The sequence below is a fragment of the Pseudomonas sp. 2,4-D genome (genome assembly GCF_030418155.1).
GTDB classification, from domain to species: domain Bacteria; phylum Pseudomonadota; class Gammaproteobacteria; order Pseudomonadales; family Pseudomonadaceae; genus Aquipseudomonas; species Aquipseudomonas alloputida.
The window spans coordinates 56,974-72,486 of record NZ_JAUHUI010000003.1; the positions used below are offsets into that span (position 1 = coordinate 56,974).

Annotated in this window: 14 protein-coding genes; 12 read left to right on the forward strand and 2 right to left on the reverse strand. The window is 61.6% G+C overall.

All coding sequences use genetic code 11. The annotated features are described in order from the left end of the window. Positions 1 to 50 precede the first annotated feature (50 nt). The 11 genes from QYE47_RS04075 to QYE47_RS04125 all read left to right on the forward strand — a co-directional run bounded on the left by QYE47_RS04075 (position 51) and on the right by QYE47_RS04125 (position 12,117). The gene (locus QYE47_RS04075) at positions 51 to 1,427 is read left to right on the forward strand and encodes an oligosaccharide flippase family protein (RefSeq protein WP_019438665.1); all 1,377 of its coding nucleotides are present in this window, start codon (positions 51 to 53) and stop codon (positions 1,425 to 1,427) included. A gap of 236 nt (positions 1,428 to 1,663) precedes the next feature. After that, on the forward strand, positions 1,664 to 3,130 hold the full coding sequence (locus QYE47_RS04080; protein ID WP_014591035.1) for a GMC oxidoreductase: 1,467 nt from the start codon (positions 1,664 to 1,666) through the stop codon (positions 3,128 to 3,130). Positions 3,131 to 3,233: 103 nt separating this feature from the next. Further along, positions 3,234 to 3,842 carry an acyltransferase gene (locus tag QYE47_RS04085; protein ID WP_014591034.1) on the forward strand — a complete coding sequence of 203 codons (609 nt, stop codon included), beginning with the start codon at positions 3,234 to 3,236 and terminating at the stop codon, positions 3,840 to 3,842. A 1-nt stretch (position 3,843) separates the two neighbouring features. After that, complete coding sequence (locus tag QYE47_RS04090) at positions 3,844 to 4,800, forward strand: glycosyltransferase family 2 protein (protein ID WP_010954024.1); 957 nt, start codon at positions 3,844 to 3,846, stop codon at positions 4,798 to 4,800. Positions 4,801 to 4,808: 8 nt separating this feature from the next. Further along, a complete protein-coding gene (locus QYE47_RS04095) occupies positions 4,809 to 5,333 on the forward strand; it encodes a serine O-acetyltransferase (protein ID WP_014591033.1) in 525 nt (174 codons plus the stop codon). Between the two features lie 5 nt (positions 5,334 to 5,338). Further along, a complete protein-coding gene (locus tag QYE47_RS04100) occupies positions 5,339 to 6,316 on the forward strand; it encodes a glycosyltransferase family 2 protein (protein WP_014591032.1) in 978 nt (325 codons plus the stop codon). A gap of 9 nt (positions 6,317 to 6,325) precedes the next feature. Beyond that, positions 6,326 to 7,330, forward strand: a complete 1,005-nt coding sequence (locus tag QYE47_RS04105) for a VirK/YbjX family protein (RefSeq protein WP_070383915.1) — start codon at positions 6,326 to 6,328, stop codon at positions 7,328 to 7,330. 49 nt (positions 7,331 to 7,379) lie between these two features. Then, positions 7,380 to 8,582, forward strand: coding sequence for a glycosyltransferase family 4 protein (locus QYE47_RS04110; protein WP_014591030.1), 1,203 nt, complete (start codon positions 7,380 to 7,382; stop codon positions 8,580 to 8,582). Next, positions 8,579 to 9,766, forward strand: coding sequence for a glycosyltransferase family 2 protein (locus QYE47_RS04115; protein ID WP_014591029.1), 1,188 nt, complete (start codon positions 8,579 to 8,581; stop codon positions 9,764 to 9,766). The genes QYE47_RS04110 and QYE47_RS04115 overlap by 4 nt, the downstream gene beginning before the upstream one ends. Further along, entirely contained in the window at positions 9,766 to 10,545 is a 780-nt protein-coding gene (locus QYE47_RS04120) for a WecB/TagA/CpsF family glycosyltransferase (protein ID WP_014591028.1), read from the forward strand. Before QYE47_RS04115 ends, QYE47_RS04120 begins: the two co-directional genes overlap by 1 nt. A 150-nt stretch (positions 10,546 to 10,695) precedes the next feature. Next, positions 10,696 to 12,117 carry an undecaprenyl-phosphate glucose phosphotransferase gene (locus QYE47_RS04125; RefSeq protein ID WP_014591027.1) on the forward strand — a complete coding sequence of 474 codons (1,422 nt, stop codon included), beginning with the start codon at positions 10,696 to 10,698 and terminating at the stop codon, positions 12,115 to 12,117. A 33-nt stretch (positions 12,118 to 12,150) separates the two neighbouring features. Here the strand turns inward: QYE47_RS04125 and QYE47_RS04130 are convergent, their stop codons facing one another. After that, a complete protein-coding gene (locus tag QYE47_RS04130) occupies positions 12,151 to 13,092 on the reverse strand; it encodes a LysR substrate-binding domain-containing protein (RefSeq protein WP_012052371.1) in 942 nt (313 codons plus the stop codon). Between the two features lie 146 nt (positions 13,093 to 13,238). On the opposite strand from QYE47_RS04130, the gene QYE47_RS04135 reads away from it, so the two are divergent. Further along, entirely contained in the window at positions 13,239 to 14,615 is a 1,377-nt protein-coding gene (locus QYE47_RS04135) for an L-serine ammonia-lyase (protein WP_014591025.1), read from the forward strand. Positions 14,616 to 14,702: 87 nt separating this feature from the next. Here QYE47_RS04135 and QYE47_RS04140 read toward each other — a convergent pair whose 3' ends face one another. Continuing rightward, positions 14,703 to 15,380: a DUF3313 domain-containing protein gene (locus QYE47_RS04140; RefSeq protein WP_014591024.1), complete on the reverse strand. Its 678-nt coding sequence runs from the start codon at positions 15,378 to 15,380 to the stop codon at positions 14,703 to 14,705. Between the last annotated feature and the right edge of the window lie 133 nt (positions 15,381 to 15,513).

The following is a 15,513-nucleotide window of genomic DNA, read 5'->3' on the forward strand; positions in this document are numbered from 1 at the left end:
GCTAATTGAAACTATAGTGACTTTTAGCCAATCAGTCAGAGATTGAAGTCATGCCGTCGATTGATGTGTCAGCCGCCGCGAGCCTGCGCAAGCGGGCCCTGAGGGCCGGGTCTTGGAACCTGGTCTCGCAGGTGGCTTCACAGGTGATGCGCTTGGGCGGCAATCTGATCATGGCCCGCTTGCTGCTGCCGGAAATGTTCGGGGTGATGGTCATCGCCACCACTGTTTCGATACTGCTGCATTTGCTTTCCGATGTCGGCCTGCGCCAGAACATCATCCAGAGCCACCGCGGAGACGACCCGGACTTTCTCAACACCGCCTGGACCGTGCAGATCATCCGCGGTTTCCTGCTGTTTGCCCTTACCCTGCTGCTGGCCCTGGGAGCTTGGTTGGCCCAACTGGCTGAGCTGTGGCCGGCCGACTCGACCTATGCCGCGCCCGTCCTGCCGATGGTGCTGGCGGTCACCGGCCTGTCGGCGGCCATCTGGGGTTTCCAGTCCACCAAGATAGATGTGGCGGTACGAACTTTCCAACAAAAGCGCGTGGTGCTGGTCGACCTTGCCTCGCAGGTGGCCGGCCTGGTGGTGATGCTGGTGCTGGGCTTGCTGACCCATTCGATCTGGGCGCTGGTGTTATCAGGCCTGGTTTCGGCGGTCGTCTGGACCGTGCTGGGGCATACCGCCCTGGAGGGGCCCAACAACCACCTGCGCTGGGACCGTTCCGCGCTGACCGAGCTGATCGTGTTTGGCCGTTGGATTCTGTTGTCGTCGATGGTCGGCGTGCTGGCGATGTACGGCGACCGCATATGGTTTGGCGCCAGCATGTCGGCGGCGCAACTGGGTGTGTATTCGATCGCCGTGCTGATCCTGGGTGCGGTGCAGACCGCGCTCATGAAGATTGTCGGCGCGGTGGCGCTGCCTGCTTTCAGCGAAGCGGCCCGGGCCGACGACAAGCCGCGCCTCAAAGCGCTGTATTTCCGCTTTCGGCTGCTGGTCGACCTGCTGGTGCTGTTCATTTGTGGCGGTTTCCTGACCGCCAGCCCGCTGCTGATCGGCTGGATGTACGACGATCGCTACCGCGAAGCCGGGCCGATGCTGGCGATTCTCTCGCTATCGTTCATCGTATTGCGCTATACCTTGGCTCATCAGGTGTGGATTGCCTTGGGCCTGACCAAGTACCAGGCCATGGACAACATCATCCGCCTGGTCTCGTTATGGGCGCTATTGCCGCTGTTACTGGCGATTGGTGGGGTGGAGTGGGCTATCTGGGGTGTTGCCCTGCATGCTGTGCCAACGCTGGTGCTGGTTGTGTATGTGAACTGCAAACTGGGTATCTTCAGCCTCAAACGTGAGCTGGTGGTACTGCCGATGTTACTGGTCGGGGCGCTGTGCGGGGCACTGCTGACAGCCTTTTTCAACTGGCTGTAGCGCAGTTTGCCGGGTGTAACTTTCATGGCTACAGGTCACGGGATCATGGGGAAGCTCACTTTTTGTACTGCGCAGTCGGGTCGTAGAGGCTTTCTCCAGAGCTGTGTCTTGCTCGGCGTGGGGGGCGCGGTGTTCGGCACCTCGGCGGCGGTTGCCGGCAAGACGGTCGAAAAGCCCAGGTTCGTGGTGATCAACGGTTGGGTCTTACCGTCCCGTTACTTCCGGAACGCGTCAGCATGATCAAGGACTATCAGCAGCAGAAGGCGCTGCGCGACAACTACGATTTCTGCATCATCGGGGCCGGCCCGGCGGGTATTACCCTGGGCTTGCGCCTGGCCTCCGCTGGCTGGAACGTAATGATCGCCGAAGGCGGGGGGCGCGAATATGCGCCGCACTCGCAAGACTTGTACGCTTGCTCATCCACGGGCCTGGAGTTGTATGCCGAGGAAAGCCGCCTGCGTTACCTGGGGGGCACCTCCAATCACTGGGCTGGCCGTTGCCGGCCATTCACCCCATCGGACTTTGCCATCGCCCCGCCAGGCGAGTTGCCGGGCTGGCCTATTCCCTATTCGGAGATCGAAGGCTTTCTGCCGGCAGCGATGGAAATTGTCGATCTGCCTCCTGGCTCGGATTTTCGCGCGATGAACAACGGCCTCAATGGCAGTGAATTCGAGGCAGACCGCTTTCTGCTCAGCACGCCGACACGCTTTGCGCAAAAGTACGCTACAGCACTGGAGCAGACCAACGGCCTTGACGTGTTCATCAACTGTAATTGCGTTGATCTGAAGTTCGACAAGGCTTCCGGCCACCTGGCGGCGGTGGTTCTGTCCGACTATGAGCGCAATCGTCAGCGTCTGGTGGCAAGAAACTTCATTCTGGCCACAGGTGGCATCGAGAATGCCCGGCAGTTGCTGAACAGCGAGACCCTGGTGGCGGCAGGCGTGGTGAGCAAGGACGGGCTGGTCGGCGGGTGTTTCATGGAACACCTGAACATCGACATGGGCACTTTCATCCTCAAGTCAGGACAGGGCCGGGAGCCGCGTCAGTACTACACCACCGATGCCTTTGTCGACGATTACAAGGCCGGTAAAGGCAATGTCACCGCCGTTTTGCTGGACGATGTAAAGACCTATGGCCGCACTGCCGAGGTCAAGTACTTTCTGGAGACCCTGGCCTGCGACATGGGTGTTGCCAGCAAGGTCGCTTTCATCGCCAAGTTCAGCTGCCCCGGCGACGGCGTGATCAGCACCATGATCGAGCAGTTTCCCAACCTGCACAGCCGCATTTCGCTACTGGACGAGAAGGATGCGCTGGGCGTGGCCAAGGTCAATGTCAACTGGGCGCTCAGCGCCGCTGACCGGCACACCATCAAGTGCATTGGCAGCGAACTGGCCAAGCAGTTCGCCGACATGGACCTGGGTTTCGTCAAGCTCAACGATTTTGTTTATGACACCTCGATTCCGCTGAAAATGTCACCCCATGCCCACCACATGGGCACCACGCGTATGGCCGCCTCGCCGCAGTACGGCGTGGTCGATGCCAATTGCAAGGTGTTCGGCACCGAAAACCTGTATGTCGCCGGTAGCAGCATTTTTGCCAAGGGCGGCGCCTCCAACCCGACCATGCCGCTGTTGCAATTTGCCGTGCGGCTGGCCGACCACCTCGATAAAAAGATGAAAGCGGCCAGCGGCGCCGCTGCGTGATACGGGTTGTACACGGGTGAGTGCGCTGCGGTCAGCACCTGGAAGAACGAGACCGGAACGCCTCAGGACACTCAAGATTGTTCAGATCGCGAGGCCAGGCAGTATGAAGGGATGGATACGCAAGGCAGTGGCGCACTACGCCCATGCAACCGGGCGAGGTGGCAAATTCTACAGGAGGTTCTGCAACCCATCTGGTCTTGAATGGGGGGCCTATCTGGCCCGATGGGGCAACTTTCATTCGGTCGGCAGCAATTTCTACGTCAATACAGGCTGCAAGTTTCTCGACCCGTCGCTGGTACGTATCGGTAACAGCGTGGGCTTGTCCGACTGCACGTTGATCGGTCATGACGGGGTGGTATTGCTGATCGAGCATCGCTTTGGCAAGCACCTGGATTCGATCGGTTTCATCGACATCAAGGACAACTGCTTCATCGGCCATGGTGCGATCGTGATGCCTCGCGTGACCATCGGGCCCGAATCCATCGTGGCGGCAGGGGCGGTGGTGACCAAGGACGTGCCGCCAGGCACCGTCTATGGTGGCAACCCTGCCGAGTTCATTTGTACCACCGAACAGTTGATCAAGCGGGTCGAGGCACGTTGCGAAGCCTACCCATGGATCGATCTGGTGAAGCAGCGCAACGGTGCCTACGACCCGGAAGTGGAACCGTTACTGATGGCGCAAAGACGTCAGTATTTCTTCGGGGACAGCTGAAATGGCTAGCAAACCTGTGGATGTCATGGTGGTCAACTTCAATACCGCTGGACTGTTGCAGCCGATGTTCGATGCGCTGCGCCGGGCCGACAGCGAGCGCCTGGCCAGTTACCTGGTGGTCGACAATGCCTCGCGCGATGACTCGGTGCAGCGCATGGCCCAGGTGTGCCCCGAGGCACTGCTGCTGAGCAACAAGCAGAACGTGGGTTTCGGCCGGGCCAACAACCAGTTGTTGGCGCACCTCAAGGGCAAGTACGCCTTGCTGCTCAATACCGATGCCTTCGTTGCCGCCGACTCGCTGCAAAAAACGCTCGACTACATGGACGCCCACCCGGAGTGCGGCGTACTGGGGGTGCGCCTGGAGGGTCGCGATGGCGACCTGCAGCCCAGTTGTCGCTACTTCCCCACGCCGCTCAATGTGTTCGTCGGGCGTACCGGGTTGGGGCGGTTCTTCCCAGGGGTGAAGATGGTCGACGACATGAACTGGGATCACGCCTCGGTGCGCGAGTGTGACTGGTTGCCCGGCTGCTTCTACCTGGTGCGCCGCGAAGTACTCGACAAGGTGGGTTTGTTCGACCCGCGCTACTTCCTTTATTACGAAGAGGTGGACCACTGCAAGCGGGTGAAGGAAGCGGGCTGGAAAGTGGTGTTCTACCCGCATACCACGGTGGTGCATATCGGTGGCGAAAGCTCCAAGTCGGTGGCGGAACTGGAGGCCGCCAGCCGGCAGATCTCGTCCTATCAGATCGAAAGCGAGTTGCTGTACTTCCGCAAGCATCATGGGGTGGCGGGGCTTGCCCTGCACATGCTGCTGGTCACGCTGGGCGACCTGGTGCTGGCACTCAAGGCGCTGTTGAAACGACGCGGCTGGGGCGCCATTCAGGCCTGCTGGCGTCATTGCCGGGCAACCTGGTCTTTGCTGTTCAAGACCCGGTACGCCAGCCAACCGACAAGGTAGGTGGAGCCATGTTCGATAATATTCGCGCCGACCTGCGTGCCCATGGCGGGGACTGGGGCGCCCAGGGCTTCTGGGTATTGTTGGTGTACCGCTTTGGCCGCTGGCGTTATACGCTGCGCCCGGCACTGCTGCGCAAACTGTGCTCACTCATCTACAGGGTGCTGTTCAAATTCGTCCAGATCATCACCGGTATCGAACTGCCCTGCGAGGTGGTGATCGGGCGCAACTTCGTCATTGATCATTTTGGCGGCATCGTTGTCAGCGGCTATGCCCGCTTCGGCGATGACTGCCGTATCCGCAACGGCGTGGTGGTGGGCCTGAAGAATGTCGAAGAGCCGATTGCCCCGGTGTTCGGCAATAACGTCGACATCGGCACCGGGGCCAAGGTGCTGGGCAGTATTCGCATCGGCAACAACGTGATCATCGGCGCCAATGCCGTCGTGCTGGTAGATGTGCCGGACAATTCACTGGCAGTGGGGGTGCCGGCCATCATCAAGGCCCGGCAACCGGCCGCCACGGCATCGGTCGAGTGAGGCCTATGGCAACGGTGATCGGCGTGGTGGTGATCGGCCGCAATGAAGGCCAGCGTCTCGAGCGCTGCCTTGTTTCGCTGGCGCAGGGGCCGGACAAGGTCATGTACGTCGACTCGGGTTCCACCGATGGTTCGCTGCAGCTGGCCGCCAACCTTGGCGTGGCAGTGCTGGCGCTGGACATGAGTATCCCGTTCACCGCCGCACGCGCCCGCAATGAAGGCTTTGCCGCCTTGCAGCGCCTGTTGCCATCGATGCAAATGGTACAGTTCGTCGATGGCGACTGCGAGGTCAATACCACCTGGCTGGCCACGGCGCAGGCTTTTCTTGAGCAGCACCCCGCCGTGGCAGTGGTGTGTGGTCGCCGGCGTGAGCGCTTCCCGCAGCGTTCGGTGTACAACTTGCTGTGCGACCTGGAGTGGGATACCCCGGTCGGTGAGGCCAAGGCCTGTGGCGGCGATGCGCTGATGCGGGCAGACGCCTTTGCTGCTGTTGGTGGCTTCCGTCCTGACCTGATCGCCGGCGAAGAGCCAGAACTGTGCGTACGGTTGCGGGCCAACGGCTGGAAAGTCTGGCGACTGGCAGCCGAGATGACCCTGCACGATGCCGGCATGACCCGTTTCAGCCAGTGGTGGCGGCGTAGCCTGCGTGCTGGGCACGCCTATGCCGAGGGCGCCTACCTGCATGGCCAGCCACCCGAGCGGCATTGGCTGCGTGAGTCACGTCGGGCGTGGTTGTGGGGCCTGGGCATACCTTTGGTGATCGCGCTGGCCTGCCTGCTGCTGGGCGGCTGGGGCCTGCTCTTGCTGTTGATCTACCCACTGCAGGCCATGCGCCTGGCTAGCCGTGGCGGCAAGTGGACGCGCGAGAACTGGCTGCAGGCCGTGTTCCTGGTGTTGGGCAAGTTCCCGGAAATGCTCGGCCAGCTGAAGTTCCTGCGCCACCGCCTTGCGGCTGGCAAATCGGCTTTGATCGAGTACAAGTGAGAGAAACCCATGATGCTCGGCACCCTCGTGAAAAGCGTGTTTATCTTGCAACCGGGTTACTCGTTGCGGGCGATGCACAACAAATACAAGTTGGCGCGGCAGATTGCCAGGCAGTGGCCTGAGCTAAACGGGTTCATGCAGCGCATGATGGCGGCGCTGGGCCCGCATGGTTTGCCGCGGCTGGGTGTGGATTGTATTGGTGTCGTGCAATGGCCTTACATCAGCCAATGCTGGGAGGCCCCACAGCGCCTGGATGTGGTGGCTTCGCACTTTGAACTGGTGGCTGGGCAGTTCCCGGCGTTGCTGCTGCTGGGGCGCGACGAAAACCTGAGGCTGTGTGACCTGTCCAGCCATTCGCCGGGCTGCTGCCTGGTACTGGACCGGCCAATCTGGTTCAAGCGCGAAGGCGAGTTGGTGCTGAACCTGTTCCAGGCCGACCTGCGCGTGGCATCCCTGGCGTTCACCCTGGGCCGTAGCCAGGGTGAGACGAGCCTGTTCATCGGTGCGGTGCAGGGCATCCACAAAGGTATCGACAGCGAAACCTCGCTGGCCATCTACCGTGACCTGACCAAGGACTTCGAAGGGCTGCGGCCACGCAGCCTGTTGCTCGAAGCGTTGAAATGCCTGGGCAGAACCCTGGGTGTGACGCAGCTATATGCCGTCAGCGACGCCTGCCGGCACCATCGCCATCCCTACTTTGGCAGCGACAAGGGCCAGGACCTGGCGGCCAACTACGACGTGATCTGGCAAGAACACGGCGCCACAGCGTCTGATCGTGAGGACTTTTTTTCCCTGCCTTTAGCGCCGGCGCAACGGGCGGAAGCTGACATCCCGACCAAGAAACGGGCGATGTACCGCCGCCGCCAGGCGTTGCTTGAAGATGTTTTCACCCGTTTGCAGGCAGCATTGCCAAGCAGCAATCACAACCTTGGACTACAAGGAAAACAGGGGGATGCATTTGCTGTGAGTGCATCGGCAGTAGACAGACCGCCCGTAGTCGACAGCCTGAAGTGAAGGTTGCCAGGGAAGGTTGGTCATCAAGCGGGTTTGGATCTGGATTCGTATGCGCATTGCTTACTTCATCAATCAGTACCCGAAAGTCAGCCACAGTTTCATCCGTCGCGAAATTCTGGCGCTGGAACGCCAGGGGGTTGAGGTGCAACGTATAGCCCTGCGTGGGTGGGACGCCGAAGTGCAGGATGCCGAGGACGCAACCGAGCGGGGCAAGACCCGCTACGTATTGCAAGGTGGGCTCAAGGGGTTACTGGCACCGACCTGGCAGGTGCTGCGTACGCAGCCGCGGCGTTTTTTCCAGGCGCTGTGGCTGGCCATGCGCCTTGGCCTGCGGGCCGACCGTGCCTGGCCCTACCACCTGGTCTACCTGGCCGAGGCCTGCCAGGTACTGCAGTGGTTGCAGGCAGGGGAGGCGACACATGTGCACGCGCATTTCGGCACCAACTCTACGGAAGTGGTCATGCTGGCCAACGTCCTGGGCGGGCCGGCATACAGCTTTACCGTGCACGGGCCGGAAGAATTCGACAAACCACAGTTCTTGCACATGGGGGAGAAGGTGCGCCGCGCCGCCTTTGTCGCGGCGGTGAGCTCGTACGGGCGCAGCCAGCTGTACCGTTGGGTGGCGCACGAGCACTGGGGTAAGGTGAAGGTGGTGCATTGCGGTCTGGAGCGTGGTTTTCATGAGGTGGCGCCGGTCGATGTGCCGTCGGCGCCACGGCTGGTGTGTGTCGGGCGCCTGTGCGAACAGAAGGGCCAGCTGCTGTTGCTGGAAGCGGCGCGCTGTCTCGCTGCCCGGTCGATCACCTTCGAGCTGGTGCTGGCGGGTGACGGTGAAACGCGCGAGCAGATCGAGGCCTTGATTGCCCGGCACGGCTTGCAGCAGCAAGTGCGTATCACTGGCTGGATCAGCAGTGCGCAGGTACGTGAGGAAATCCTGGGCGCCCGTGCGCTGGTGCTGCCCAGTTTCGCCGAGGGTTTGCCCGTGGTCATCATGGAGGCCATGGCCTTGCGCCGGCCCGTGCTCACCACCTATGTAGCGGGTATCCCCGAGCTGGTGCGGCCTGGCGAGAACGGCTGGCTGTTCCCTGCCGGCGCCGTGGACGAGCTGGCAACAGCCATGGCCGACTGCCTGGCGCAACCGGCCGAGGCACTGCAGCGCATGGGCGAGATGGCCTACCAGCGTGTCGTGCAACGGCATGACATCGATACCGAGGCGGCCAGGCTGGCCGACTATTTCAAGGCATACGCATGATAAGTGTATTGGGTTGGTTACTGGGCCTGTTGGCGATCATCGTCCTGGTACCGGTGTCGGTGCTGGTGCTGCAAGTGTTGCTGGCTTGTCTGCCGGCGCGGTCGAGGCCCAAGGGCATTGGCGAGCGCCCGCGAGTGGCGGTGTTGGTGCCCGCCCACGATGAGGCGTTGGTCATTCGTGCGATGCTGGCCAGCGTTACGCCGCAACTGTTGGACGGCGACCGCCTGCTGGTCGTGGCAGACAACTGTTCCGATGACACGGCCCGGTTGGCACGTGAGGCTGGCGCCGAAGTGGTCGAGCGCCACGATACGCGCTTGCGCGGCAAAGGTTACGCACTGGATTTCGGCGTGCGCCACCTGGCTCAGCGGCCGCCCGAGGTGGTCATTGTGGTGGATGCCGACTGCCAGGTGGGCGAGGGGGCGATCGACTGCCTGGCGCGCCGCTGCCACGAACTTGCCCGCCCGGTACAGTCGCTGTACCTGATGCGTGCACCGGCAGGTGCCGGGTTGCGGGTGCAAGTTGCCGAGTTTGCCTGGCGGGTCAAGAACCTGGTGCGGCCACGCGGCTGGGCGCGCCTGGGCCTGCCATGCCAGCTGATGGGCGCGGGCATGGCGTTCGGCTGGCACGATCTGAGCCTGATCAACCTGGCCAATGGTCATCTGGTCGAGGATGTGAAGCTGGGCCTGGACCTTTGCCAGCAGGGTAAACCGCCTGCTTTCTGCCCCGAGGCACTGGTCACTAGCCAGTTCCCGCTCAGCCAGCAAGGCCTCAACAGCCAACGCACCCGCTGGGAGCATGGCCATCTGGGCTTGATGCTTGCCGACGCACCCAAACGGGCGATGGCTGCAATCACCCAGCGCAACGCTAGCCTGGCGGCCTTGACCCTGGACCTGCTGGTACCGCCCCTGGCGTTGCTGGTACTGACCTTGCTCGGGCTTAACCTGGTGACCTGGCTGGCGTACCTGCTGTTCGGCCTGGCGGCGCCTGCGTGGCTCGCCTTTGCCGGTTTGGCCTTGCTGGCCTTCGCTGTGACGTTGGCCTGGGCGCGCTTCTGCCGTGAAGTGATACCGTTCTCGGTGTTGTTGTACGCGCCGTTTTACGCGGCCAGGAAAATTCCCTTGTACCTGAGTTTCCTGATCAAGCGCCAGGTTGAATGGGTGCGTTCAAAACGGGATGACGACTGATGGATCAGTGGCAGAATCGCTGGAAGCGTGTGATCGACCAGCTGGAAGTGATCGCTGATGACGCCGCTGTGCAGCGCCTTCTCGACCGCCTGGCTACGCCGGATACGGGCACCGTGCTGGGCTTCGTCAACGCCCATGCGATGAACCTGGTGGTGCGCGATGGTGGCTACAGCCAGGCGCTGTCGGCCGCAGATGTACTGCTGCGCGATGGCGCCGGCATGGCGATCCTGTATCGCCGCCTGGGCCTGGAACCCGGGCTGAACATGAACGGCACTGACTTCATTCCCAGGCTCATGGCTGCTTACCGAGGGCGCAAGGTCGCCTTCTGGGGCACCCGGCAACCCTACCTGGACCAGGCCGTGCGGCGCTGTAAAGCCGAGTTTGGCATCGTGCCGGTGTCGGTTCACGATGGCTTCGCCAGCCTTGAAACCTATTTGCAATTGGCCCGCGAGCAGCAACCCGAGCTGATCGTGCTGGGCATGGGCATGCCCAAGCAAGAAGCGGTCGCAGCGGAGTTGGCAGTCACTGGCGGGCCATGCCTGATCGTGTGCGGTGGGGCGATCCTGGACTTTCTCGGCGGCAAGGTCAGCCGTGCCCCCGAATGGCTGCGGCGTTTGGGTGGCGAGTGGCTGTACCGCCTGCTGCGCGAGCCCAAGCGCCTGTTCATGCGTTATGTGGTGGGCAATCCGCTATTCCTGTTGCGCACCCTGTTGTACCGGCGGGCGGCGGTTTCGGCCAGGCGGGCCCTAGGAATCGGCCAAAATTCGCACAAGCGGTGATTCCGGGCACACCAGCGGCAGGTGGCTGCTACAGTGATATCAATGGCTTGAGAACTCCACGATCCTGCTTCACGGGCTTTGCATAAGCTGTTTTCAAGACTTGCTGTTTGATGGAAGGCACTTGCTACGCTCATTTTGATGAGGTCTGAAATGGTTTTCGAACCCAGAAGCAGTCGTTCCTTACTTCAGAGAAGAAGCAGTGTCAGTAACGCCATCCAGGCCGGCCTCGATGGTATTGCCGTCACCGGTATTGCCTGGTACCTGATCTACGACCAGTTCGGCTACATCACATCCGATTACGTGATCATGCTGCTGTTGCTGATTGGCGCACTGGCAGTCATTTATGATCATTACGCGATCTACCGCACCAACGTCGGGCTTTCGATCAAGGCGTTCCGCCTGTTCAAGGCCTGGTCGGCAACATTTTGCTTCCTGGTGGTCATGGCCTTCCTGACCAAACAGAGCGAAACCTATTCCCGGTTGCTGATGGGGCAGTTGTTCGTCATTGGTTATTTCGCGCAGTTGTTCTTGCACTTTGCCGTGCGTGAACTGCAAAAACGCTTTACCGCCCACGCGCGCCTGGACAATGCCCTCATCATCGGCAACGGTGACCTGGCCAACTTCCTGTACCAGAAAATCAGCAACAACCCGTGGTTTGGCGAGCGGGTGCTGGGGTGCGTGCTACTCGACAAGGGCGATGGGCAGGGGCTGGAGAGTGCCGAGGGCAAGCAGCGCCTGCCGGTGTTGGGGCATATTGGTGACCTCGACGAGCTGGTGGCCCGGCACGGCATACGTACGGTGTACCTGGTGACGCCACTGGGTGGCTCCGAGGTCATCAACGACGTGTATTTCAAGTTGCTCGACAAGTGCATTGCAGTGAACTGGGTGCCGGATATCTTCTCGTTGCGCCTGATCAACCACAGCGTGCGGGAAATTGCCGGCATTCCGGTGCTGACCTTGTCGGAGACACCCTTGACGGGCATGAGCCTGTTCTTGAAAAACCTTGAAGACCGGGTGCTGGCCGCGTTGATTTTGCTGTTTGCATCACCCGTATTGCTGGCTGTTGCGCTGGCCATCAAGATCGATAGCCGCGGCCCGGTGTTCTTCCGCCAGGAACGTACCGGCTGGACAGGAGAATCGTTCCGCATCTGGAAGTTTCGCAGCATGCATGTTCACCAACCGGAAGCAGGTGTGGTCAAGCAGGCGCAGAAGAACGACCCTCGGTTGACCCGGGTTGGCGCCTTTATCCGGCGGACAAGCCTTGACGAACTGCCACAATTGTTCAATGTGCTGACCGGGGAAATGTCCCTGGTAGGGCCCCGGCCGCATGCCTTGCAACATGACACCTTGTATTCGCAGGATATCGTTGACTACTTTGCCCGCCACAATATCAAGCCAGGCATGACAGGTTTGGCGCAGGTGCGCGGCTTCAGGGGGGAGACCAAGGATATCGAGCAAATGATCCAGCGGGTCGACTCGGACATCGAGTACATCAACAACTGGTCGTTGTGGCTGGACTTCGTGATTCTGGTGCGCACGCTTAATGCCTTCACGGGTAAGCAGGCTTATTAAGCGAAGCGCTCCTGCTCAAGCGCGCCCAGGTGGCTATTCCTTGTTCAACGGATGCAAAGCCCTGAACCCCCTCGCTTCTTCCACCAGCCAGTCATGCACCGCCCGCGCACCTGGCTGGTTCAGGCCGCCTGGCGGGTAATGCACCACATAACGCTTGTGGTTGGCAATCGGTACACCAAACGGCACGATCAGTGCCCCGCGTTCCAGTTCATCATTGAGCAGCGTGCGGCGGGCAATCGCCACGCCGATACCGGCAATCGCCGCCTCGATGGTCAGGTGGTTGCGGTTGAAGGTGTGCCCGCGCCGCACATCCAGGCCGGCGGCGCCGATGCCTTCCAGGTAGAACTCCCACTCGGCATATTCCGAACTGCCACGCCAGGCGGTGATGTCATGCAGCAGCGGGTAGTGCGCCAGGTCAGCGGGGCCGTGCAGCGGCGGTCGCCCGCGCAGCAGGGCAGGTGAGCACACCGGGAAGATCTGCTCGTCCAGCAGCGGCGTCGAGAGCATGCCTGGGTAGCTACCATCGTTCAGGTCAATGGCCAAATCGAAATCACCCGGGGTCAGCGCCTGGGCACTGTCTTCGGCGACCAGGCGCAGTTCGATATCCGGGTAGCGCTGTTGAAAACGCGGCAAGCGCGGCGTGAGCCATTTGGCCAGGAACGAGGGGATAGAACGCACACGCAATGTGCCGCGGATTTCCCCCGCGTCCAGCCGCAGCAGCTCGGCTTCGATACTGCCGTAGGCCTCCGCCACCGTCTGGGCCAGGCGTTGCCCCTCGGCGCTCAGCTCCACGCCGCGCGCCCGGCGCAGGAACAGCCGGTAGCCCAGGCGCTCTTCCAGCTGGCGCATCTGCTGGCTGACCGCGCCCGGGGTGATGTGCAGCTCTTCGGCACAACGGGTGAAGGACAAGTGCCGGGCTGCGCAGGCAAATACATGCAGCCAGACGAACATCTGACCATTGAGTTGTCGTCGCATCGTTTAGTACCGCTAAAGGCTTGCTTAGGAAGTTTCGTTGGTCATCCGTGAGCCAGCGCGGCAGTATCGCGCAAATTCGCAATAACGCTCAATTTCTTCAGACAACCCTACCCTGGATGCATGTCAGGGTAGGGGCAGGCATTAGCATGGCTATCAGTGTTTTCGACCTTTTCAAAATTGGCATCGGGCCGTCCAGTTCCCATACCGTCGGCCCGATGCGCGCGGCGGCCACCTTTGCCCAGGCCTTGCGTGAGCAGGGGCTGCAGGCCCAGGTAACGCGCGTGGAGGTGCGGCTGTATGGCTCGCTGTCGGCCACCGGGGTTGGCCATGCCACCGACCGCGCGTGCCTGCTAGGCTTGATGGGCCAGTGGCCGGACCGTATCGACCCGTCCACGATCGAGTCGCGCATCGGCCAGGTCCTGCAAGAGCACTGCCTGATGCTCGACGGTAGCCATCCGCTGGCCTTCGACTACGGCCGTGACATGCTGCTGCTCGACGAGAGCCTGCCTTATCACCCCAATGCCATGAGCCTGGAAGCCATGGACGGGCAGCACAGCCTGTTGAGCCAGACCTATTTTTCGGTGGGCGGCGGCTTCATCGTCGAGCAAGCCGAAATCGATGCGCCGGCAAGCGAAACGAATGCCGTGATGCTGCCTTATGAATTCGACAGCGGTACCCAACTGCTGGCTTTGTGCAAAGCCCACAACCTGAGCGTGGCGCAACTGATGATGGCCAACGAATGCGCCTGGCGCCCGGAGGCCGAGGTACGCGAAGGCTTGTTGCGCATCTGGGCGGCCATGCGTGAGTGCGTGGCGAACGGCCTGCGCAACGAGGGCATCCTGCCGGGCGGTTTGCACGTCAAGCGCCGCGCCGCGCGGTTGCATCGCAGCCTGCAGGAACTGGGCAAGCCCAACGTGATCGGCTCGACCCTTGGCGCCATGGAGTGGGTCAACCTGTTCGCCTTGGCGGTCAATGAAGAAAATGCCGCCGGAGGGCGTATGGTTACCGCGCCCACCAACGGTGCAGCCGGCATTATCCCGGCGGTGTTGCACTACTACATGAAGTTCAACCCCGGTGCCTGCGATGCTGATGTGGTGGACTTCCTGCTTGGCGCAGCGGCGGTTGGCATCCTGTGCAAAAAGAACGCCTCGATTTCCGGTGCCGAGGTGGGTTGTCAGGGGGAGGTGGGCTCAGCCTGTTCGATGGCTGCTGCCGGCTTGGCGCAGGTACTGGGTGCTACGCCGCCCCAGCTTGAAAACGCCGCCGAAATTGCCCTGGAGCACAATCTTGGGCTGACCTGCGACCCGGTGGGTGGCCTGGTGCAGGTTCCGTGCATCGAGCGCAATGCGATTGCTGCGGTCAAAGCGATCAATGCTGTGCAGATGGCGCTGCGGGGGGATGGCGAGCACTTCATCTCGCTCGACCGGGTGATCCGCACCATGCGAGATACGGGTGCAGACATGCATGCCAATTACAAGGAGACCTCGCGCGGCGGTTTGGCGGTCGCTTTTGTCGAGTGCTGATGTTTAACGCGGTCAACTGGAGCGGCCTTGTGTCTCGATGGGCCGCTCCTTCACCAGGTCGCGTTGACCTGTTGGGTCAGCGCTGACTCAGCGGCCTTTCTGCTTCGCTGCCAGGAAGCTCGCACGCATGTCCTTGGCCCAGCCATCGAGCACCGGCTTGACGTCATTCAAAGTCAGCTTCTGGGTATCGTTCTCCAGTTCCTGGCCCGCGCCCTTGCGGACCACCTGGGCCAGTACCTTCTGGCTGGCGCCGTCCAGGAACGCTGCCTCCACACCGACATCCACATCCTGGTCACGGCCACCCATGGCGGTATTCACTCCCGCCGCGATAAGCGCGATAGGGATCACCTCGTAAGGCCTGAGGCCCTCGTTACTGGTGGACACTGCCGTGATCGCCGGGCGTACGACGATCACGCCGGGGCCAGGCCCCTTGGCCAACGGCATCACGCTGCCCATTTCGCGGCGCAGGGCGTCGTTGAAGTAGCGGGTGATTTCCTGAAGCGTCTGCTGCGAGATAACGGCGGTGGGCTGCGGCTTGGGGTAGAACTGGCTTGGCTCGACGAACACCTGGCTGTACTGGTTGATATTGACCTTGGGGTCGATCCAGCGCATCACCGGGTCACCCGACGGGCTCTTGGCCTCTTGCAGCCGGCTGTAGTCTTTGAGGAAGCCGGAGTAATCCTTGGGGTCCACGCGGTTGCTGGAGCAGGCGGCCACGGCAAGCAGCGCGGCGCACAACAGGGTAATGCGAGGCAATGATTTCATGATGAAAAGGCATCCATGAGAGGTCGGCCACAACAACGCTAGCAGGTGCGAGGCAGTTGGCCAGTGGACGGGGCAATCCTCTTTGAAAAGAACACACAGTGCCTGGCCGGGACGTGCTCGCCCTGAGTGGCGC

Bases quoted from the DNA above. Each gene is read 5' to 3' on its own strand.
- QYE47_RS04120 (WP_014591028.1), top strand. From the start codon at position 9,766: ATGGATCAGTGGCAGAATCGCTGGAAGCGTGTGATCGACCAGCTGGAA.
- QYE47_RS04130 (WP_012052371.1), bottom strand. From the start codon at position 13,092: ATGCGACGACAACTCAATGGTCAGATGTTCGTCTGGCTGCATGTATTT.
- QYE47_RS04095 (WP_014591033.1), top strand. From the start codon at position 4,809: ATGTTCGATAATATTCGCGCCGACCTGCGTGCCCATGGCGGGGACTGG.
- QYE47_RS04080 (WP_014591035.1), top strand. From the start codon at position 1,664: ATGATCAAGGACTATCAGCAGCAGAAGGCGCTGCGCGACAACTACGAT.
- QYE47_RS04100 (WP_014591032.1), top strand. From the start codon at position 5,339: ATGGCAACGGTGATCGGCGTGGTGGTGATCGGCCGCAATGAAGGCCAG.
- QYE47_RS04125 (WP_014591027.1), top strand. From the start codon at position 10,696: ATGGTTTTCGAACCCAGAAGCAGTCGTTCCTTACTTCAGAGAAGAAGC.
- QYE47_RS04140 (WP_014591024.1), bottom strand. From the start codon at position 15,380: ATGAAATCATTGCCTCGCATTACCCTGTTGTGCGCCGCGCTGCTTGCC.
- QYE47_RS04075 (WP_019438665.1), top strand. From the start codon at position 51: ATGCCGTCGATTGATGTGTCAGCCGCCGCGAGCCTGCGCAAGCGGGCC.
- QYE47_RS04085 (WP_014591034.1), top strand. From the start codon at position 3,234: ATGAAGGGATGGATACGCAAGGCAGTGGCGCACTACGCCCATGCAACC.
- QYE47_RS04115 (WP_014591029.1), top strand. From the start codon at position 8,579: ATGATAAGTGTATTGGGTTGGTTACTGGGCCTGTTGGCGATCATCGTC.
- QYE47_RS04110 (WP_014591030.1), top strand. From the start codon at position 7,380: ATGCGCATTGCTTACTTCATCAATCAGTACCCGAAAGTCAGCCACAGT.
- QYE47_RS04105 (WP_070383915.1), top strand. From the start codon at position 6,326: ATGATGCTCGGCACCCTCGTGAAAAGCGTGTTTATCTTGCAACCGGGT.
- QYE47_RS04135 (WP_014591025.1), top strand. From the start codon at position 13,239: ATGGCTATCAGTGTTTTCGACCTTTTCAAAATTGGCATCGGGCCGTCC.
- QYE47_RS04090 (WP_010954024.1), top strand. From the start codon at position 3,844: ATGGCTAGCAAACCTGTGGATGTCATGGTGGTCAACTTCAATACCGCT.